The organism is Nostoc sp. NMS4 (assembly GCF_017115095.1).
Lineage (GTDB): Bacteria > Cyanobacteriota > Cyanobacteriia > Cyanobacteriales > Nostocaceae > Nostoc.
Window position 1 is genome coordinate 1 of sequence record NZ_JABXKI010000078.1, and the last position, 20036, is coordinate 20036.

A 20036-nucleotide genomic window follows, 5' to 3' on the forward strand; every position below is an offset into this window, starting at 1 on the left:
TTGGTAGTTGTGACAGTTATTTGCAACGCTACGCCTTTGATTAACTTCGCTGCTATCAATCAAGTCTTACAGCAGACAGGAGAATTAGTTGAGTAGTTTATTTGAGAGGGCGGGGCGAAAATTTTCTTAGCGTTTTTGCATATTTATGCGTTGCTCAAAAATACTATGTTTTCAGGAGTTTGCTGAAATGGGTAAGTTGATACTACCAAATCTTCAGGGTAAGCAAATGGGGCAAGTAATAGTTACCCTCACAGTCACGAATCGAATTGATCGAGTTTTGGCACAACGAGGTTTTATTTCTTCGGAGGAAGTTCGTTCTTATACTATGGATGATGTTTTAGTTGATACGGGCGCAACTTTGCTGTGTTTACCTGCTAACATTATTAGTCAACTAGGTTTAGTCCAAGGTGGAGAAGCCCAGGTAGAAACTGCTGCTGGAGTTAAGCAGGGGCGAATTTTCCGAGATGTTGAACTTAGTATTGCAGAGCGTCAAGGAACCTTTGATTGTCTGGAACTCACAGAAGTACCTTATGCCCTTTTGGGTGTAACACCAATGGAAGTTTTAGGGTTAGAACCAGACCTTAAAAATCGGAAGTTGCGGATTTTACCGATGAATTCTGAGCAAACTTATCTGAGTGTATTGTAAGCGATCGCTCTACATTCAATATTAAAAAGATTGGATAATTTTATTGTCTGTGGTGCGATCGCTCTTTTACTGCGATCGTTGCATAATTTAAAAACTTGTCTATAGAGCAATCTCATCTCACAGAACGTTTATATAGGGTCATGCTATGCTATTGGAGTGTCTAATGAAGAGAGTCATGACTGCTCCAGTTGAAGAATTATTAAGCACCTTTGATCGTCTGCCAGAGTCAGAGAGACTGGAAATAGCTCTGGAGATTTTAAAAAGAGTCAGACATTTGGACTTTCCATATTTGTCAAATGAAGATTTGGTTTGGAATGCAGAAGAACTTTTTTTGGAGTTAGATCGGCAAGAAGCTTCTGATTAATGAAAAAGCTCTTATTTATCTGTAGCCAGAATAAATTGCGAAGTCCCACCGCCGAAGCTGTATTTTCTGAATATGAAGGACTTGAAACAGAATCGGCAGGTTTAGATCGCTATGCGGAAGTACCATTATCAACGGAGGCTATTCAATGGGCTGATATTATCTTTGTAATGGAAAAATCCCATAAAAATAAACTCTCGAAAAACTTTCAGCCTTTTCTGAAAGATAAAAAAATTATCTGTTTAGATATACCAGATGAATATGAATATATGGAACCAGCTTTAATTGAATTGTTAAAACAGAAAGTTTTACCTTTATTAAAGATTAAAAAATGAATATTCAAGAAGCTTTTAATATTGCCGCAGGAGATTACGATAACTTACGTCGTATTCTAATTCCCTGTTTTGATGACTTTTACAAAACAGCCGTTGAAATTATCCCAGGTGACGATACTGCACCGATGAAGGTTCTAGATTTGGGTGCTGGTACTGGACTTTACTCAGGTATGGTTCAGTCTATCTTCCCGAATGCAGAGTTCACCTTGCTAGACTTAGCCCCTGAGATGTTAGAAAAAGCTAAGTTGAGATTTAGCAAAATGGGTAAATCTCCCAAAATCTTAATTGGTGACTATATTGAGACTGATTTAGGTAGTTCATATAACCTGATAATTTCTGCCTTATCGATTCATCATCTGTCAGATGTTGACAAAGAACTTCTTTATCAACGGATTTATGATGTTCTCAATCCTGGAGGGATATTTATCAACGCCGATCAAGTTCTCGGCAAAACGCCTGATTTAGAAAAACTTTACCGTCAACACTGGCTAGATTCTGTCCGTGCGAAGAATATCTCAGAACAGGATCTAAAAGCTGCACAAAAACGCATGGAATACGATCGCATGGCAACCCTTGATATTCAACTTAGCTGGTTAGAAGCGGCTGGATTTCAAAATGTGGATTGTTGGTATAAAAATTTTAGCTTTGCTGTTTTTGGTGGTTATCGACCAACTATTTAACCGCTATTTTGGCGATCGACATTCCAGGTAGAGGAGAATTGATTATTTGCCAGAACAGTAGCTATTAATTTCGCTGACTATTGAACTTTCTTCACTACTACTTTTTCGCAGAGATACCAAAAAGCCCTTTGCTGCTGGTATATTCTTTTTATCTATGGCTGTTGCTGCATTATTCAATTCCTTACTGATGTTCTGATAGAGTGAGAGAAAGCGTCCTTGAAAACCTTGCAATTTTTCATCCTTAATTTCCACTGCTTTCATTTCTTTGGCAAGTGGGTCTATCTTACCAGCAAGTTCAGTTAAAGCTTTAGAGCCTTTTGCCGGATTGGGATTTTTAGCGAATTCCTGACCTAGAGTAGATGCCTGATTAGCAACCTTGATGACTTTGTTACATTGAACAATTTTACTTTCTCCGCAACCTGCAAATAATAATGCGATCGCAGTTGTTGCTGCAAGCATAAAACTTTCTTTAAATACGCTTTGCATACGTTTTTTATCTCCGACTATGTTTTGCGAAAGTTGACCAAAGGAAATTTATTCTCAGCAAACTCTATTTCTGCTTCTGACTTTTATATCCCTGCTACTTTATACTTCATTTTTTCGCAAATGTGTATGTAATTTCACTGAAATAAATGTCCTTTTTTCTCATCAGGTAGGCTCGTTTTGCTGCAATGGGACTACCAGAAGATTGTGGCTTAGAGGCGTTCTTCTCTACGAAACGCTGCACGTTCAGGTAGTGTTTTGTAGAGAAGGCGGTTTGATAATTTTCACAACTCAAATAGGATTGCTATATTGCACTACCAAACCCTTTCTCTGGCAATTTGGGAATTAACCTCAATGTTGCAGTAGTATTTGCTGTAACATTCTTTGATTCCCATAACATTTGGTAGTATTCAATCTTGCGCCAGGGGTCAAGCATATCGTTGTAGTGGCGATGAAAAGCATGGCCTGATTGTCCAGGGGTGTGAATTGCTACTGAGTTATCCAAATTTCCCAAATCTACAATCATCCGCAGTGAAGGAATATCAGTCACTTCAAAGGATTTATTTGCTCTCCATCGGTTAGCATTTACTGTTTCACCGTTACCAGATGTAGCAAATGCACCACGATTAAATAAAGCTTCAATTGGTGCAACCCCAGATTTACCCAAGGTGGCATTCCGAAAAGTAATGGTATGCAGCTTGCCCCAATTCCAGTTTTTCGGGTCTTTACTTTGAATTCGTTCTAGTTCATCCACGGCTTTTGTAAAGGATTGCCGGAGGATTTGGTCGCGGTTCTCAACTTTTGGGGTGTTGCGGTTGTCCCACCAAGAACTATTGGGCTGTTTGACCAGATTTGCTACCACAGCATACCAGCGATCGCCTCCATTGGGAAAGTACTTTTCAGGTAACTGATCGTGAAACGTATCTGCTAGCAAGTGTTTCCAGAATACTTCAAACAGAGCAGCCGCTGGTGATGTGATTCCCAACTGCAAATTCCAATCTCGCAGCAGTTTTTGGGCTGCTTGCAAGCGGGGTGTATCAACAGTGATAGATTTTAGTAGTGGCACTAATGTTTGTGCATTTAAATTGCGATCGTCACCCTGTATTCGCTGCACATCTTTTAAAGAAATCGGCTGAGTTTGTTGGGAAATCATTTCAACAATCCGCTTGGCTCGGTAGCCATAAACCCAGTCTGCGGTAATCAGGTAAGGATATTCACGCATAACTAAATTATTGGCAGTAGCAATATAACCTTGAGGTGGATTGAAACTTTTGGGCAATTTCTCGAAGTCAATATAGCCTTGCCACTCATATTCATCCGTCCAACCAGGAACGGGATAACGCCCATCTCCCTTAGTTCGGATGGGGATTTTACCAGGCATTTGGTAGCCAATATTGCCATCAATGTCAGCGTAGACTAAATTTTGAGCCGGGACATCATAATTGCTGGCAGCAGTGCGGAATTCCTGCCAGTTTTGGGCGCGATTGAATTGGGGAACAGTATACGCTAGTTTGGAAGGTTCTAGGGCTGTCCAGCGCAGGGCTACGGCGTAATTTTGCGGTAATTCTAGCGGCTGACTGGGCTTGAATTGCTTTAGATTGGGCGAAACATCAGAGAGAATCGGCCCGTGTCGGGTATAGCGCACCGTTTGCATAATCGGCTGGCTTCCGGCTACTTGAATCGTCTCTTGCACGAGTTGCATATCAACCCATTTGCCATTGACTTCATACTGATTGGGGTTTTTCGAGTTGATTTTCTCGATGTATAAATCCATCACATCAGATTGTACATTGGTGACACCCCAGGCAATGCGATCGCTATGACCGATAATTACCCCAATCATTCCCGCAAAGGAAAAGCCAGAAACGTTGTAGGGACATTCTGCATTCTTCGGTGTGCAGTGCAAAGCAACCTCGTACCAGATAGAGGGTATTTGCACACCTAAATGGGGGTCATTTGCCAAGATAGGTTTACCTGTCGTGGTTCGCTGACCAGATATCACCCAGTTATTCGAGCCAATACCTATTCCTGTAGGCCCAATGAGTTGTTCTAAAGCTATCATTGGCTTAGTAATTGACTCTAAAGCAGGTAATACATCTGGAGAATTGAGAAGTACTTCAATATTGTCCCTTCCTTCCCCTGCTTCCTCTCCTTGCTGGAACTCAGGTAAAATAACCGGCAAGTCTTGAGGGTATGGTGGAAAAAGTTCTTCTACTTGATTTGGGTTAAGTGTTTTGAGTAAAATAGCACGTTCAATTTCGCTCTCAAAATTTCTGCCCAAGTCGTAAGCCATTACTTTCCCCCAAGTCAGAGAATGCAGTATTTGCCAAGGTTCTGGCTTATACCCAGGATTGAGGAATTTTAGCACAGCATATTCTAAACTCAGGGCGCTACCTTGATGCTCTGCTAAATAGGCATTGACACCATCGGCGTAAGCTTCCAAATATGCCTTCATCTCTGCATTAATTTCCTGAATTTCTTGCTGTGCTATCCTTGCCCAACCCATTGTTCGTAGATATTTATCAGTGTCAACTTGAGAAGAACCAAACATTTCTGAGAGTCTCCCAGAACCAATGTGTCGCCAAAAGTCCATTTGCCAAAATCGGTCTTGGGCGTGGATATAACCTTGCGCCATAAATAAATCGTGAGAGTTGGCAGCATAAATATGGGGAATTCCCCATTTATCGCGCTGGATGGTTACTTCAGCTTTCAGTTCAGGTATTTGAATTGTGCCACTCTCTTGCGGAAAAGATTGGCGCACTGTGTACGTAGCAAATCCCACTAACAATAGCCCTAGCACTAACAGGAAAATCAGAGTGATTTTGAGTCTTTTACGTAACCAACTTTTCCTGGAGTTTTTCATTTGAGCTTCCCGTGGCATTGTTTAGTGAAATCAGGCAATACTACAAGGTATTAAATCAGAATCTTTAGAAAAGTGCGATCTTGCTCATTTAAAATACACCTAAGTACACAGCTAAAATTTTGTTTAGCTCCCAGTAGAACAATAGTATCGCTCTCCTATTTTCCAAAGCTGGAGCGCAACTATTAGAAAGATAATCCCTGCGATTGGTGAGACATAACAAAACCACAAGGGGACTAAAAAAGCATCTTCTTTTTCAAGTACTGCAAGTAAAGGAAAATAACTGACGCAAGCAAGGGGTATGAAAAAAGTAAAGAATCGCTGAAACCACTTGCTATAAATTGCAAGAGGGTACTGAGCCGTTTCAACTCCTCCATAAGTGATGATATTCATAATTTCAAGAGATTCAATAGTCCAGAAGGTGATGGTTGCTTGCATAATGACAATGCCAACAAAGAGTGCAATCCCACCAATAAATGAAGTACTCAAAAGCCATAAAGTTTTAAAAGTTAAAGGGATATGGAGAGATGAAAGTGACCACCCCATAACAACAATTCCTTGAAAAAATCTGCCGATTCGTTTCAAAGTAAATTCTTTACCTAAAAGTTGAAGTGCTGTAGTGCGTGGACGAAGAAGTAAACGGTCAAAGTCTCCACTTTTAATTATTATTGTAAATAAGTCAAAACCTCTTCCAAGGGCATCAGCACAGGCAAAAGAAATATTAACTATTCCATAAAAGAGAGCAACTTCATTTAAAGTCCACGTACCAATACTATTAAAACGACTAAAAAGCGCCCAGACTCCAAAAAATTCAACAGCAGTTCCTAGAAGCTGCCCTACAACTTGCAGCCAGAAGGAAACTTTGTACTGCATTTGCGACTTAAAAGACACAGAAATATATCGAAAGTAAAGTACAAAATCATTCATAGTCGCCTTGTAATTTTTATACGAAATCGATTATAATTACCTAATACAAGTATCTTGTAAAGCTAGCTTTTACGGTTTGTAGTAAGCACTTTAGTGCTTAGAAAGTTAAGGACTAAAGTCCTTACTACAAACTTGCTTACCCATCAATTTAAACTTGGCAGACCACTAGCTTCACTCTTGAAAAATATTAATAATTACTTACGCTAATCAGCACGGGCTAAACCCCACACTACCGCTAACAACACTCTTGATTTATCCTCCTTGAATTACAAGCTTTTTGATGCCATATTTTACAAGGATACGCCCAATAATAATAATGAAAACTATCCAGAAAGTTTGATGGAGTAAAACATTAAACAGGGCATTTGGTTGAAGATTTCCAGTAAAAAGACGAAAAGGTTTGTCGATTAGTCCTGAGAAAGGAAGTGCATTCAAAAAAGGCTTGCTCCACTCAGGAAAAAGTGGCAAAGGAACAATCATGCCAGAGAAGATAGTAACAAGAGTAGGTAGAATACTATTAATTCCCTCGCCTGAAATTGTCCACATTATTGATACAGTAAGAAGCATAGTCAATGCAGACGAAAGTAAAATTGCGCCAATAAAAGAGATAAAAAAGGCAACAAAAGAAGCAAAGGAGGGTGGAAAAGAAAGCGACCATTCATCAAGCCCAAAAAGGGGAAAAATAAAAATTGTGACACCAAGAAGCGGAATGCTACGAAGTATTAGGGGCGTTGTACGAAGTGCCAAGGCGCGAGTAAACCAAAAATTATAAAGGTCTGTGGGTCGAAGAAGATCGTATCCTACAGCACCAGTTCGTATAAGTTCTTGAATATCTTTATCACCTCCCCAAGGGACAATCGCCATCAGAAACGCTTGTCCCAGCCACACATATCCTACAGCTTGTTGAAAAGTTATAGGTTGAGCAGAGGTTGCATGAGTAAAGAATGCCTGCAAAACCATTACTTTCACTAACCCCCAAAAAAGCTGAGTTCCAATGCCAGCCAAAGCCGCAGTACGGTATTGCAACAGCAGTGTAAATCTAGCAACAAACAGTGACCAATATGCTTTCATGGGACAATTCCGGCTGAAATTGCATAAAGTTCAGCAACTATCTCTTCAATGGGTGGATTTTCCACAAAAAGATCCTCTACTTCATGTTGCGAGGTAACTTGGCTAATCAAAGAGGCAGCAGAAAGCTTTGTGGGATCGAAGGATAGAGTTACGGTGCGACCTTCTTTAGAGATAATACTGACTCCTTCTTTTTCAAAGAAGAAATTATCGTTTGCTAGGTCGATTCTTAAGTACCGCCGCGAAGAAACTTGAGAACGTAGTGCTGCTAGAGTTCCATCACAAAGGATTTCACCTCCACCAATAATAATTATGCGATCGCACAATGCTTCGATATCATCCATATCATGGGTAGTCAGGATGGTGGTTACATGATGAGTTTTATTCAACGCTTTGATAAATTTTCTGACTGCAAGCTTGGAAACTGCATCAAGCCCGATGGTGGGTTCATCAAGAAAAAGAATTTCCGGTCTGTGAAGCATTGCGGCTGCAAAGTCACATCGCATCCTTTGACCAAGGCTTAACTGTCTCACCGGAGTGGAAAGAAAGCTTCCAAGACCAAGTAAATCAATCATTTCTTCGCGTGTCTGGCGATACTCCGATTGAGGAACGCGATAAATATCCCGCAGCAAATCGAAAGACTCAATCACTGGCAAATCCCACCAGAGTTGGGTTCTTTGACCAAACACTACACCAATACGATTAACGTGCTTGATTCGATCTTTCCAAGGGGTTCGTCCACCAATTAGGCATTTTCCACTGGAAGGTACGAGAATACCGCTTAAAATTTTAATCGTGGTCGATTTACCGGCTCCATTTGGGCCAATGTATCCTACAAGTTCTCCTCTCTCCAGGGAAAACGAAACTCCTTTGAGGGCATAAACTTCTTTAGTTTTTCGCTGCACAAGCCCTCGTATTGAACCGAAAAGCCCAGAGGAACGTTCAGACACAAAGAAAGTCTTCCTGAGATTTTCGACAAGAATGTGAGACATATTTTGTGAGTCTGTGATCGCGAAGAAAGGTAGGAGGCAGGAGGCAAAAAATGAGCTTGGCTAGGTAGCTGGGACGATCTATGTCGGCGCGATCGCTAGGGAATGAAAAATTTCGAGATATATCATTTAATAATAAGTAAATTGCCAATGCAATCCCCATGCCAAGAATCACCCTAGAAGTATCAGAAGAATTATCTCAACAACTAGCACAAGTAGGCGATCGCTGAGTAAATTATTTTGAACTTAAAGTAGCGAGAATCTTCAAATCAGGCACTTCTAAATCAGGTTGACTGACTGCTGGCAAGTTCGCACTAGCCCCTTGCTCTGCTCGACGATTTACCCAGACTGTTGATAATCCCAGAGATTTGGCTGTCACGATATCATGATATATACTAGCAGCAACGTGTAATATCTGCTCTAACGGCAAATCAATTCTTTCAATAGCCAGTCTGAAGTTGTTGAAGGAAGGTTTGTAGCTTTTCGCTTGTTCTGCTGTGATTATCTGGTCAAATTCTACCTCCAAGTGCTTTGCCGAGAAAGCAAAAAGATCGTCATCTACATTTGAGATAATTACCAACTTAAACTTTTGTTTTAAAACTCTAAGTGCCTCAACTGTATCAGGAAAAGGCAGCCAATACTGAATCGAATCAGCAAGTGAATTTAGTTCCTCAGCAGTTGGCTCAAAACCAAATCGTTCACCAAGTTTCTGGACTACTCTTTTCAAAACCTCTCCATATTTGATATATTCTCCTTGTTCCAGTTCTGCTTCAAATTCAGCAAAAAGTTCCAGAATTTGCTCGTCATCCAAATTAGTCTTGTGTGTCAACAAAAGTGGCTTTAGCACGCTTAAGATACCATTTTCCCAATCAATCAGGGTTCCGTAACAATCGAAACTTAAAGTTTTGTACTGATTTAAATCAATCACCTTTTTATACTCCAGAGCTTGATTAATAGTATTCAGTTTTCGTAAATCATAAATACGGGTGAACCCATCTGCGTTGGCGCAGCCCGCCACATCCACTGTTCTTAAAGTCAGGTTATTGGCTGCTAAATATGGGATGATGTTATTCCACAGAGGAAATTATTCCTAAGTATAGTTTGTATGAATGTTAAATTTCAGGATACACAAGCGAATACCACTAAACAATTAAATTCAAGTAAACAGCCATCTCATGGCAAGCCATCCCAAACTTTTTCGGTAGCGGAGGCAGTGGTAAAAATCCTGGAAGATATGGGAGTGCAGTATGCCTTTGGTGTATCGGGAGGTGCGATCGCTCCAGTATGGGTTGCGTTACATCAAAGTCCCATCCAGGTGCTACACTTTCGCCACGAAGCCGGAGCAGCTTTTGCGGCCATTGAAGCGCATTTTGCTAGCGATCGCCCGGTTGTGGTATTCACTACTACCGGGCCGGGGATCACCAACGCTTTGACAGGGTTGTTAGCTGCCCGTTGGGAGGGTGCTAAGGTGATTCTTGTATCAGCTTCGACCTCAGCACCACAGCGTGGACGGTGGGCTTGCCAAGAAACTAGCACCTACACAATGCCTAGCACAGGTATTTTTACTTCCGGGCAAATATTCCATTACGCGACTACTCTAGAATCCTGCGATGAACTCCCAGAGGTTTCTCAAAGGCTTGCCCTTGGACTAGGACAACCAGGAGGATTCGTAGCTCATATAAGTATTCCTACAAATATCCAGACAAGTTCACTAGAAACTTCATTGCCACGAGTTACTCTGTGTCATGCTATGGCAACAGCAAGTAAAGAAATAATCGCCGAATGTGTCCAGTTACTATCTGAGGGGCCCTTTGCCATCTGGATCGGTTTCGGGGCAAGAGATGCGGCAGAAGAGATTCGCGAACTTGCTGAGAGAACCGGATCTGCGGTGATGTGTTCACCACGAGGCAAAGGTATTTTTCCTGAAGATCATCCTCAATTTGTCGGCATCACCGGCTTTGGTGGACATGAGTCGGTTTTAAGGTACATGGATCAGCAACGTCCAAGGCATATACTGGTTCTGGGAACACGTCTTGGTGAATTTACCTCATTCTGGAATCCTGCGATGATCCCCAAGCAGAGCTTTTTGCATGTTGATATCGACCCCAAAGTTCCAGGAACCGCATATCCATCTGTTGAAACATTAGCTATCCACTCCGATGTAAGACTTTTTGTGAAGGCGGTGCTGAAAGACTTTCCAGAGAATCTTAGTTTGTCAACTACTCTGTCACTACCGAGACCGGTACATAATAATGTAGTTCATTCACGCACTTGTGATCTAGTTCTACCGAATATATTGATGAATGTGATTCAACAGGTAATCGTTGAAGGAAGCGATGCATTGGTCATCGCTGAGGGTGGAAACTCATTTGCTTGGGCAATTAACTTACTGCAATTTGCAAAACCGGGACGTTTTCGTGCCAGCACAGGCTTCTCGGCTATGGGTCATACTTCAACTGGTATCGTTGGTGCTGCGATCGCGCGCCAAGGTAAAGCCGTCGGCATTGTTGGAGATGGTGCCATGCTCATGCTTAATGAGGTAAACACTGCGGTAGCATACCAAATTCCCGCAGTCTGGATTGTACTCAACGATGGGCGCTATAATATGTGCGAACAAGGGATGATGTATGTGGGTTTTAAGGATATAGATGCAATGATTCCCCAAGCGGATTTCGTCAAGATTGCTCAGGGCATGGGAGCTGATGGTATCCGTGTTGAAAGAGAGTACGACATCCAGGCGGCATTAGAAAAAGCGATCGCCACTAATAGTCCTTTTGTAGTTGATGTGGTCATAGATCCAACACAAATCGCACCCACTCAAAGTCGTAATAAAAGCCTGATTTCACAGGGCGCTAACAACATATTAAGATAAGAGACAATTTTATATGGTCCATTCCCCAGTAGGTATTCGCTCACTTGCACTTACTTTTCCAACTATTAGACGTACCAATAACTATTACATAGAAAAGTACCCTGAGGTAGTAGCTCAGGCTGAACGAAAAGGACTGGCAAGGATGTTTCCGTTGGCTGGAATCCTTCCAAATAACAAGTTTGACATGGAGATGCTGCCTTATGTCTCAGATCCCTTTCGTGGCACTGTTGAACGTTGGGTGCTTGGTTCTGACGAGTCTTCGTTAACTTTGGAATATCGTGCGGCAACAGATGCCCTGAATGCAGCCAAACTTTCTCCCAATGAGGTTGATTTGATGATTGTCGCCTCAATTTTGCCTGAACAAATTGGATTGGGCAATGCCGCCTTCCTTGCCCGTAAACTTGGTCTTGTGGGTGCTGCATGGAATCTTGATGGAACGTGTGGGAGTACGCCAGTTGTACTTCAGACTGCCTGTGCTTTGGTGCGAGCAGGAGAGTATCGTAATGTACTCGTAGTTATTTCGTGTTCCTACTCTCGCGTTTTTGACGAGAAAGATACTGTGTCTTGGTTCCTTGGTGATGGTGCGGGAGCTTTCGTCGTCAGTTCACTCGAAGAAAATCAGGGTATCCTTGGCACCAAGACAGTTCATACAGGTGCGCTGTGTGAGGTAGTGTCTGCTAAAGTCGTAAAGGATGAACAAGGAAATTCGCGAGTCCGTATGCAGACTGGTAAGGGTGTAAAAGCCCTACGCGAAACGGCTGCGGAGTTTCTTTGTGTATGTTGCGAGGGTGCGATCGCATCTGCTGGTGTCACGTTGCAGCAAATCGACTTTTTTCTTTTCAATACACCTACTGCTTGGGTTACAAGCTTCTGCACCCGCCTACTGGGTATTGACCCAGAGCGCACAATCAATCTGTACCCTGTTTATGCAAACATAGGGCCAGTACTGACTGTAGCAAATATGTACTACGCTGCACTGTTGGGCAAGATTCACGAAAATGACTTGGTTCTCATTTATGGTTCTGGTGCAGCAGGTGTCGCCTCTGCAAGTGTAATGCGCTGGGGCAATGTAGCGCTAGGTTCTGACCCTCTAGAAAGCTCTGAATCAACAAAAAAAGCTAGCTCTCAAGAAAGGAGCGAGATTTCTTTTTAAAGACATTTTTACAAGGTTGAAACTAGATTAAGGAATTAACTGTGCAAAAACAAATAATCATAACGGGGTTTTTGCTGTTATCTTTGATATTTCCACTCAAAGTATTAGCAAAGGATTATGACAATATTTATGTCTTTGGAGATAGCCTTTCTGATACTGGTAATGTATTTAATGCCACTAACGGAATCGTTCCTCCAAGTCCAACCTATTATGATGGGCGTTTTTCTAATGGCCCAATTTGGGTTGATTATCTCGCCTCTGATTTAGGATTAACATTAAATCTGAAAAATAACTTTGCTTTTGGTGGTGCGACTACAGGAACAGAGAATATTGGTTTATCTAGCTTACCAGGATTACAGCAACAGGTAAATAGTTTTGTATCAGCAAATAAAACTGCTGATCCTAATGCTCTCTATATTATTTGGGCTGGTGCTAATGACTACCTAAGTTACTTTTTTAATGGTGATCCCAACCCTAGCAATACAGTGGAAAATTTATCAGCAGCGTTAACATCGCTTGCTGCTGATGGTGCTAGAGATATCATGGTGGTCAACTTGCCAGATTTGGGAAAATTGCCTTTTGCAAATTTCGATAGTCAACGTTCCAACTTATTCAACACATTCAGCAGCACACATAACTCTATCTTAAACACGACACTCAAATCTCTGAGTCAAGAATTAAGTCCCGATATCAACATTATAGAATTGGATGTTAATTCTCTATTTGATCGGATTATTGCTAATCCAGAGGAATTCGGTTTTACAAATGTGACCAACTCTTGCATTAGTAAAGATTTATCAGTAGTGCCCATAGATGTTCCCACACAACAACAAGTTTTATGTAACCCGGAAGAATTTTTGTTTTGGGACGAAATTCATCCTACAACTACTACTCATAAGCTAATTGGAGAATTAGCGTTCTCAACACTTGAGCCAGTATCAGTACCTGAACCCTCTGCTGGATTGGGGATGTTAGCATACAGCGTTTTAGGTGCAGTTTCGCTACTGAAACGCAAAACACCCAACTGAATTAGCGCTCGATTCCAATCCAACTGGACTCTGTATGATCGCTCTAAGTATTAAGCTTTATTTAATACTCAACTGCTCCTAAAGCTTTTAAAGTATCCTTCTGAGACTCAGTTAAGCCAGTTATGCTAGTGATATTCATTCCCTCATAAGGGCTTTCGCTTCTCAAAGTTTTCAAGCATTCACCTGTTTCTACATCCCAAATCTTAATTGTCTCATCTTCGCTGCAACTGACCACAGTCTGACCATCGGGACTAAAGCTAACTGACCAAACCCACCTAGTATGTCCGAATAAAGTTCTTAAGCACTTACCTGTGTCAACATCCCAAAGCTTCACTGTTCGATCGCCACTACCACTAGCTAGTATGCAACTATTCGGACTGAAAGCAACTGAGTACACACTATTAGTATGTCCTTGCAAAGTTTCAAGACACTTACCAGTGCTGACATCCCAGAGTTTTATAGTTTGGTCTCCGCTACCACTAGCTAATATACGACCATTGGAAGTGAAGCCAACTGCCCAAACCCACTCTGTATGACCCTTTAAAGTCTTCAAGCATTGATTTAAAGTGACATCCCAAAGTTTTACTGTTTGGTCATGACTACCACTTGCTAATGTATGATTGTCAAGACTGAAGGTAACTGACCATGTTCTACCACTATGTCCCTGTAGAGTATTGAGGCATTGACCAGTGCTGATATCCCATACCCTTATTGTTTGGTCATCGCTACCAGTGGCAAGAAAATGGCTATCGGCACTAAAAGTAACTGATGTAACTCGATTACTATGTCCTCTCAAGATTTTAAGACATTTACCAGTAATGAGATCCCATAACCTTACTGTTCGGTCTTCGCTACCACTAGCAAGTAAGTGAGAATCAGGACTAAAGAAAACTGATGTGACTCTGTTACCATGTCCCTCCAAGGTTTTGAGACACCTGCCAGTCTTAACATCCCATAATGTCACTGTTTGGTCGTTACTGCCACTGGCAAGGATGTTTTCGTTTGGACTGACAGCAACTGACCATATCCCATTGTTGTAACCTTGAAAAGTCTTAATGCATCGACCAGTGCTGATATTCCATAACTTTACCGTTTGGTCATCACTGCTACTGGCACAAACGTTTGGATTTATACATATTGCTAAAGACCATACCCTACTTCTATGTCCTTGTAGAGTTTTAAGGCATTGACCAGTAGCAAAATCCCATACCTTAACTGTTTGGTCATCACCGCAACTAACAAGAGCGCTACCATCTACACTGAAGGCAACCGAATGTACCAAGTCAGTATGCCCCTGCAAAGTTTGAAAACATTGAGCAGTACTGATGTCCCAAAGTTTCACTGTTTGATCATGACTCCCACTAGCTAGTGTATTACCGTTAGGGCTGAAAGTAACAGAGTATACCCTCTGAGTGTGTCCCTCCAAGGTGTAAATACATGAACTGCTGTTAATATCCCACAGACTTACTGTATAGTCATCATTTCCACTTGCTAATGTATCACCTTTTGGATGAAAGGCAACAGACCATATACTACAACTCTGTTCCTGTAGGATTTTGAGGCATTTGCCTGTATTTACATTCCACAGCTTTATTGTTTGGTCATCACTGCCACTAGCAAGAACCTGACCGTTGGGACTAAAAGTGACTGAACGAACCCCACCACTATGACCCTCTAAAGTTTTAAAGCACTCACCAGTATTGGTATCCCACAGCTTTATTGTTTGGTCATTACTACCACTGGCAAGTATCTGACCGTCGGGACTAAAGGAGATTGACCAAACCCAACCAGTATGACCCTTACAAGTCAGAAGTTGCTGACTATTTGCAACTTCGTATAAGCGAATTTCTCCATTGGTATCACCAGTAGCTAAAAGTTTACCATTAGGGCTGAAGACTACCGAAAAAATCCCACCAAAGGTTTCAACAAAAACAGACTTAGCTAGATGGGCGTGAGCAAAATTTGTATTATGTAACTTGACGTTTTGCAGGTCGGCTTGCCAAATAGTTAGATAAGAAAAATCACAACCACTGAGATCAGTTTCTAGATGACAAAGCAGGTTAAAGACATTTCCTGCCGTATAACTTTGTTCTAGAGGGGATATCTCTCGTAGGGTTGCTAAAATTTGAGCTAAGTGATTTTCTAGGTTTTTTTTACTTCTAAAAGCAGTAAGCAGCCCATCTATAACTGGTTTGATGATGAGGCGAATTTGAGTATCCCTAACATATTCTTTTGCTGTCGCTTTTATCAAAGCTTTGCTCGTGAATAAATCAATATTCTGAGTGACAATCTCCTCACAGACGAGTTCTATCAAGCTACTAGTCACATACTCCATGACCACAGGCTGGAGGGTAAAAAGTAATCCAGTTTTTTCAATGAGCGTAGACGTAGCCTTCTCGATTAGCGATCGCCTTCCTAAAGATTCCAGAGCCTCAAGTAATTTTGCTGGTGGTACTGGTGATATAATATCGTCTCGCAATTCTGATAGTGTAACCGACTCACGATTAATCGCTAGCCAGTACATTATGTCTTTTTCTAAATCTGACAAACGCTCAAACTGCTGCTCTAGGATATCTCGAATGTCTCCAACAACAGCTGTGTCTTGTTGCAAAAATCCAGTCACATTACCATCAAAAACATCTTTAATGGTCGTGGCAACTATCTTTAAGGCTAATGGATTTCCTGCGTAACGTTCAATCATTACTTTCCATTCATCCTCGGCTGCTGATAGTCCCTTAAGTTTTAAAATTTCTTGCCCTTCCGCCACCTTCAATCCATTCAGTGGAAATGAGCGGACAGGTAGTGCTTGTCCTTCCAAGAAGGCAATTTCTCTGGGTTTTTCACGACTAGTCAGCACTAAACAACTTTGGTGATTTGCTTCTCCTACCCGTCTTAAAAGCTCACCATATTCCTCATATCCTTCTCGATAAAGTCCGGCGCGGCTACCACTGCGGAGAATTGATTCTACATTATCAAGGATTACTAAACAGCGATAATTTTGTAAATAATAAAGTAGTCGTGATACGCGATCGCTAAAGCTTTCTGGTAAGTTAACTTCTGTTTCTTGCTCGTCAGATAGAAATTGGATTAAGTTACTTAGAATAATTTTAACAGGCGGTGCTTCTCGTAGCGATCGCCAGATCACATACTCAAAGTTGTCCTGAATTTTTTGAGCAAATTTTACAGATAGTGCTGTTTTACCAATACCTCCTATTCCTAATAGTGCGACCAGTTGACAGTGATCGTTGAGAATCCATCGCTCTAGTGTAATAAGTTCTTCTACACGCCCATAAAAAACTGAGTTAAAGATAGCCTCTCCCCAATCTAGACGAGTATTTGAGCTTGAATAGTCACTTTTATCTATTTTTAAGTTAAAAACTGAAAAAAGCTTCTCAATAGTCTGTTTGTCAACTCCTCCTTCCCGATTCAATACTTTCGAGATGGTAGCGGAATATAACCCAGAACGTACACTCATTTCTTCAAGAGTATACCTGTTGCCAAAATTTTCCTTTGCTTCTGACTGATGCTTTGCTTCCTTAATTTTTTGTAAACCCTTGGTAGTAAGTGCAACGCCACGCTTACGTCTCCAATTCTGTAAAGTCATGTATTAACTCACTGTTCGTAATCACTTTTGACTAAAAGGAATTATCTGCTAGGTTGCTATAGATATGAGGTAATAGCCATCACAAACGAATAATCTCATGTTGCAGAGGATTTAAAAGAGGTATATTAGCAAAATATTCACGATAAAAACTACCTTTGGCAATCGCTCATCTCGGTAATTTAAGACTGCTTGCTCAACAGCCAATCTGGACTGTAGAGCATTGCTGACATCATCTCTTCAACCGAAAGCTTCTTGCACTTGTGTAATGGCAGATTTATTACGTGTGATATTAGTTATTTAATACCTCGTATTCTCAGTAGTTTTTTGGGCGTAAAGCTTAAGTTCAATCTCAAAATCTCGATTTTCACTGGTAAAGACAGCTCAGAATTGGCAATCTTGATAAAGAAAGTTTGTATATATCTAGCCTATCAATCAATGAATAAAACTGCTGCACTTAAATTTCCGCATTTGACAACTTCCAGTAAAAAAAGAGCGCTTAAGCGAATCACTGTAAACTTAACATCAGATGAAGCCCAAAACCTGGAAAAGTATTGCGAACAGACAGGTCTACTAGCAATAGACGTGATTCGAGAACTCATTCAAGCCTTACCTTGACCTTTGACAACAAGTCTGAAAAATCCCAATCCAGAAAGGTTATAGCTGAAGTAGCAGGTGTTGCAGATTTGGATAAAGCTTTTCAACTTTACCTAACATGAATAAGGATAGTTACTGAATTAAACAACTATTCTCTCACTCATCGAGCGCACAACTCAATAATAGCGATCGCGTCATCTTCTTTTCGGCGCGCTACGCCCACCGAAAATGAGCGCAGCACGCTGTAAACTAAATTTTTACGTCCCTCTCAATCATCACAAAAAATTCTCACCTCTTAATTTGACACCTTCAATTCAACCAAATTCTCATGCTTATATCTTGAAAATAAACCAAGGTAAAATGGTTCGCAAATCTACTTTTTTCTTGCAACATTTTAGGGTTGACACACCACTACTTTATGCGCTAGTACAACGCCAGTTGCTACAACGGAAACAACCTCCGTAACGCACTGCCTTCCCTGCGTGTATTTCCAAAATCAAATATTTACAGCGGATTTCAAGTTGGTGAGGTACACAAGGTAAGTTTTTTACCCAGGTATAAAGCGTGTTTTACTCCTGAATTCTGCTGTAATAATTACCCTGGGTTATTTTGCGTTAACAAACAGTACAAGACCTGTACGCTGGAAATTCTACCCGATCTAGTGCCACAGTTAAGCTAGTGCGCGTCTAAATTGCATATTTTTCGTTAAGACTGTCCTAAGTCAATTGGTTATTCACAACAATTGATAAATAACTAATGACAAAGGACGAATTTCACGAATAAATAAGCAATTAAAATGCGTCACAGCCTAGCAATAATTGCAGTTTGCTCTAGAAGTTTAGTATGACAAAGGCATTCCCAAGCATAGCAAGGCGCTTGAAAAGTACAGGAATCAAGTTGTTGAAGATGGGAACCTTCCTAATAACCCGTTTTATTGCAAGCTGGAAACGCTTCTTCCTGGGTGACACTGTTGATGTTCGCCCCTCCACCTCTCCCTCCTTTGATGTCCGTCCCTCCTTAGCGGGCCCAGTGTTGAGTTTAGGTGGGGGAGGCCCCGATGTCGATGATGCTATCCAGTGGATGATTAACCAAGTTAGGGGAGGTAGTAACTCCGCCACTAAAGTTAATGTTGTAGTTCTCCGCACTAATGGTAATCATGATTACAATCGGCTAATTTATGCCATGAAAGGCGTAAACTCTGTGGAAACTCTTGTGGTTAGAAATAGACAAGAGGCAAACAAAGCCGATATTTTTGAGAAAGTCAGAAATGCTGATGTAGTTTTCTTTGCTGGCGGCGACCAATGTCAATATATCCGCAACTGGAAAGATACCAAGCTTGAGACTGCCGTTAAGTCAGTTTACCTTAAGGGAGGTGGCGTTGGTGGCACAAGTGCGGGTGCAATGATCCAAAGTGATTGTGTCTATGATGCTTGCGCTTCTTCCGAAAAAGGCATTGAAACTAGAGACGCACTCGAAGACCCCTACAGAGACATTACTTTTACTTACAACTTTTTCAATTGGAGTAATTTGAAGGGAACTATTGTAGATACGCACTTCGACAGACGGGAAAGAATGGGTCGAATTATGACTTTCATTGCCCGTCAAATTAAGGATGGTGTATCTAGCAGTGTGTTAGGTATAGCAGTGAGTGAAAGTACATCGGTTCTTGTGGATAAAAACGGTTTGGTGAAAGTTATGGGTAGGGGTGCGGCATACTTTGTACTTGGCAATCATCTGCCGGAAGTCTGCGAACCTCGAACGCCTTTGACCTTTTCCAATTACAAAATTTGGAAAGTTCGCAGTGGCGACACCTTCAACTTACGAAACAGACCAACCTCTGGGTACTATCTCAGGAGTGTCAAAAGGGGACGGATTGATTCAAATCCCTATTAAATGGGGATTGGGGGATGAGTGACAGGACTGCTTCATTCCCTACTCCCCTTGTTAAGAGACTATTGTATACACACAAGTCGTATTGGTAACAACTTAAACAGCAATTATCTGAGCAAGTCTTTGTTGCCAAGACTCATGATTATCAATAGTTAAAATAATCCGCTTGTAGGATTCATCTCGCAATTCAATAGTTAAATAATTTGTCTCTCTATTCACATACCAAAACTCTTTACCCCGATTAGTGTAATAAGTTCCAGCTTTAATCACTCCAGGAACAAAACTACCAGGGGCACGCAATTCTCGCCAATTACTTTGGGGTTCGGCTGTTGTAACTTGTTCAATGTGAGCTAGTGATATTTGCCAAAGCTTATTCAAACGAGCAGCTAGCAGTTGCTCTTTAAATGTAAATTCTATTTGCAATTTATCATCAACTATACTTAGGTTCATTTTGATATAAGTAATTATTATCAAGAATTAATTTCTATAATCAATACCTTTGCCAATTTACGAGGGTTCAACGCCTGTAGACACGTTATGAATACG

The 20036-nt window shown here is 41.2% G+C and carries 17 protein-coding genes; 9 read left to right on the forward strand and 8 right to left on the reverse strand.

The window, feature by feature from the left end; translation table 11 throughout:
* Positions 1–187 precede the first annotated feature (187 nt).
* From HWQ37_RS04615 to HWQ37_RS04630, 4 genes are all read left to right on the forward strand, one after another.
* Entirely contained in the window at positions 188–646 is a 459-nt protein-coding gene (locus tag HWQ37_RS04615; RefSeq protein ID WP_292744388.1) for an aspartyl protease family protein, read from the forward strand.
* Between the two features lie 175 nt (positions 647–821).
* Entirely contained in the window at positions 822–1010 is a 189-nt protein-coding gene (locus tag HWQ37_RS04620; RefSeq protein WP_292744391.1) for a hypothetical protein, read from the forward strand.
* The gene (locus HWQ37_RS04625) at positions 1010–1342 is read left to right on the forward strand and encodes a low molecular weight protein tyrosine phosphatase family protein (RefSeq protein WP_292744393.1); all 333 of its coding nucleotides are present in this window, start codon (positions 1010–1012) and stop codon (positions 1340–1342) included. Before HWQ37_RS04620 ends, HWQ37_RS04625 begins: the two co-directional genes overlap by 1 nt.
* Positions 1339–2022 carry a class I SAM-dependent methyltransferase gene (locus HWQ37_RS04630; protein ID WP_292744396.1) on the forward strand — a complete coding sequence of 228 codons (684 nt, stop codon included), beginning with the start codon at positions 1339–1341 and terminating at the stop codon, positions 2020–2022. Before HWQ37_RS04625 ends, HWQ37_RS04630 begins: the two co-directional genes overlap by 4 nt.
* A gap of 42 nt (positions 2023–2064) precedes the next feature.
* Here HWQ37_RS04630 and HWQ37_RS04635 read toward each other — a convergent pair whose 3' ends face one another.
* From HWQ37_RS04635 to HWQ37_RS04660, 6 genes are all read right to left on the reverse strand, one after another.
* Positions 2065–2481, reverse strand: coding sequence for a hypothetical protein (locus tag HWQ37_RS04635; RefSeq protein ID WP_363318088.1), 417 nt, complete (start codon positions 2479–2481; stop codon positions 2065–2067).
* A gap of 328 nt (positions 2482–2809) precedes the next feature.
* A complete protein-coding gene (locus tag HWQ37_RS04640) occupies positions 2810–5368 on the reverse strand; it encodes a penicillin acylase family protein (protein ID WP_292744402.1) in 2559 nt (852 codons plus the stop codon).
* Between the two features lie 123 nt (positions 5369–5491).
* The gene (locus HWQ37_RS04645; RefSeq protein WP_292744405.1) at positions 5492–6292 is read right to left on the reverse strand and encodes an ABC transporter permease; all 801 of its coding nucleotides are present in this window, start codon (positions 6290–6292) and stop codon (positions 5492–5494) included.
* A 252-nt stretch (positions 6293–6544) separates the two neighbouring features.
* Positions 6545–7363 (reverse strand): ABC transporter permease, encoded by an 819-nt coding sequence (locus HWQ37_RS04650; protein ID WP_292744408.1) that lies wholly within the window; start codon positions 7361–7363, stop codon positions 6545–6547.
* Positions 7360–8352: an ABC transporter ATP-binding protein gene (locus HWQ37_RS04655; protein WP_292744411.1), complete on the reverse strand. Its 993-nt coding sequence runs from the start codon at positions 8350–8352 to the stop codon at positions 7360–7362. The genes HWQ37_RS04650 and HWQ37_RS04655 overlap by 4 nt, the downstream gene beginning before the upstream one ends.
* A 232-nt stretch (positions 8353–8584) precedes the next feature.
* Positions 8585–9367: a haloacid dehalogenase type II gene (locus tag HWQ37_RS04660; RefSeq protein ID WP_292744414.1), complete on the reverse strand. Its 783-nt coding sequence runs from the start codon at positions 9365–9367 to the stop codon at positions 8585–8587.
* Positions 9368–9454: 87 nt separating this feature from the next.
* On the opposite strand from HWQ37_RS04660, the gene HWQ37_RS04665 reads away from it, so the two are divergent.
* Genes HWQ37_RS04665 through HWQ37_RS04675 form a run of 3 tightly spaced genes read left to right on the forward strand, consistent with a single transcriptional unit; the run spans position 9455 to position 13402 of the window.
* The gene (locus tag HWQ37_RS04665) at positions 9455–11221 is read left to right on the forward strand and encodes a ScyA-related TPP-binding enzyme (RefSeq protein ID WP_292744417.1); all 1767 of its coding nucleotides are present in this window, start codon (positions 9455–9457) and stop codon (positions 11219–11221) included.
* A 13-nt stretch (positions 11222–11234) separates the two neighbouring features.
* Entirely contained in the window at positions 11235–12374 is a 1140-nt protein-coding gene (locus HWQ37_RS04670) for a 3-oxoacyl-ACP synthase III family protein (protein WP_292744420.1), read from the forward strand.
* 41 nt (positions 12375–12415) lie between these two features.
* Positions 12416–13402: an SGNH/GDSL hydrolase family protein gene (locus HWQ37_RS04675; protein ID WP_292744423.1), complete on the forward strand. Its 987-nt coding sequence runs from the start codon at positions 12416–12418 to the stop codon at positions 13400–13402.
* A 61-nt stretch (positions 13403–13463) separates the two neighbouring features.
* Here HWQ37_RS04675 and HWQ37_RS04680 read toward each other — a convergent pair whose 3' ends face one another.
* Positions 13464–17006 (reverse strand): WD40 domain-containing protein, encoded by a 3543-nt coding sequence (locus HWQ37_RS04680; RefSeq protein ID WP_292744426.1) that lies wholly within the window; start codon positions 17004–17006, stop codon positions 13464–13466.
* A gap of 435 nt (positions 17007–17441) precedes the next feature.
* On the opposite strand from HWQ37_RS04680, the gene HWQ37_RS04685 reads away from it, so the two are divergent.
* Both HWQ37_RS04685 and HWQ37_RS04690 read left to right on the forward strand, forming a co-directional pair.
* On the forward strand, positions 17442–17621 hold the full coding sequence (locus tag HWQ37_RS04685) for a ribbon-helix-helix domain-containing protein (protein WP_292744429.1): 180 nt from the start codon (positions 17442–17444) through the stop codon (positions 17619–17621).
* Between the two features lie 822 nt (positions 17622–18443).
* Entirely contained in the window at positions 18444–19493 is a 1050-nt protein-coding gene (locus HWQ37_RS04690) for a cyanophycinase (RefSeq protein WP_292744431.1), read from the forward strand.
* Between the two features lie 93 nt (positions 19494–19586).
* Here the strand turns inward: HWQ37_RS04690 and HWQ37_RS04695 are convergent, their stop codons facing one another.
* Complete coding sequence (locus tag HWQ37_RS04695) at positions 19587–19940, reverse strand: hypothetical protein (protein WP_292744434.1); 354 nt, start codon at positions 19938–19940, stop codon at positions 19587–19589.
* Between the last annotated feature and the right edge of the window lie 96 nt (positions 19941–20036).

Coding starts and splice junctions, on each gene's coding strand:
- HWQ37_RS04615 (WP_292744388.1), top strand. CDS start 188: ATGGGTAAGTTGATACTACCAAATCTTCAGGGTAAGCAAATGGGGCAA.
- HWQ37_RS04620 (WP_292744391.1), top strand. CDS start 822: ATGACTGCTCCAGTTGAAGAATTATTAAGCACCTTTGATCGTCTGCCA.
- HWQ37_RS04625 (WP_292744393.1), top strand. CDS start 1,010: ATGAAAAAGCTCTTATTTATCTGTAGCCAGAATAAATTGCGAAGTCCC.
- HWQ37_RS04630 (WP_292744396.1), top strand. CDS start 1,339: ATGAATATTCAAGAAGCTTTTAATATTGCCGCAGGAGATTACGATAAC.
- HWQ37_RS04635 (WP_363318088.1), bottom strand. CDS start 2,481: ATGCTTGCAGCAACAACTGCGATCGCATTATTATTTGCAGGTTGCGGA.
- HWQ37_RS04640 (WP_292744402.1), bottom strand. CDS start 5,368: ATGAAAAACTCCAGGAAAAGTTGGTTACGTAAAAGACTCAAAATCACT.
- HWQ37_RS04645 (WP_292744405.1), bottom strand. CDS start 6,292: ATGAATGATTTTGTACTTTACTTTCGATATATTTCTGTGTCTTTTAAG.
- HWQ37_RS04650 (WP_292744408.1), bottom strand. CDS start 7,363: ATGAAAGCATATTGGTCACTGTTTGTTGCTAGATTTACACTGCTGTTG.
- HWQ37_RS04655 (WP_292744411.1), bottom strand. CDS start 8,352: ATGTCTCACATTCTTGTCGAAAATCTCAGGAAGACTTTCTTTGTGTCT.
- HWQ37_RS04665 (WP_292744417.1), top strand. CDS start 9,455: ATGAATGTTAAATTTCAGGATACACAAGCGAATACCACTAAACAATTA.
- HWQ37_RS04670 (WP_292744420.1), top strand. CDS start 11,235: ATGGTCCATTCCCCAGTAGGTATTCGCTCACTTGCACTTACTTTTCCA.
- HWQ37_RS04680 (WP_292744426.1), bottom strand. CDS start 17,006: ATGACTTTACAGAATTGGAGACGTAAGCGTGGCGTTGCACTTACTACC.
- HWQ37_RS04685 (WP_292744429.1), top strand. CDS start 17,442: ATGAATAAAACTGCTGCACTTAAATTTCCGCATTTGACAACTTCCAGT.
- HWQ37_RS04690 (WP_292744431.1), top strand. CDS start 18,444: ATGACAAAGGCATTCCCAAGCATAGCAAGGCGCTTGAAAAGTACAGGA.
- HWQ37_RS04695 (WP_292744434.1), bottom strand. CDS start 19,940: ATGAACCTAAGTATAGTTGATGATAAATTGCAAATAGAATTTACATTT.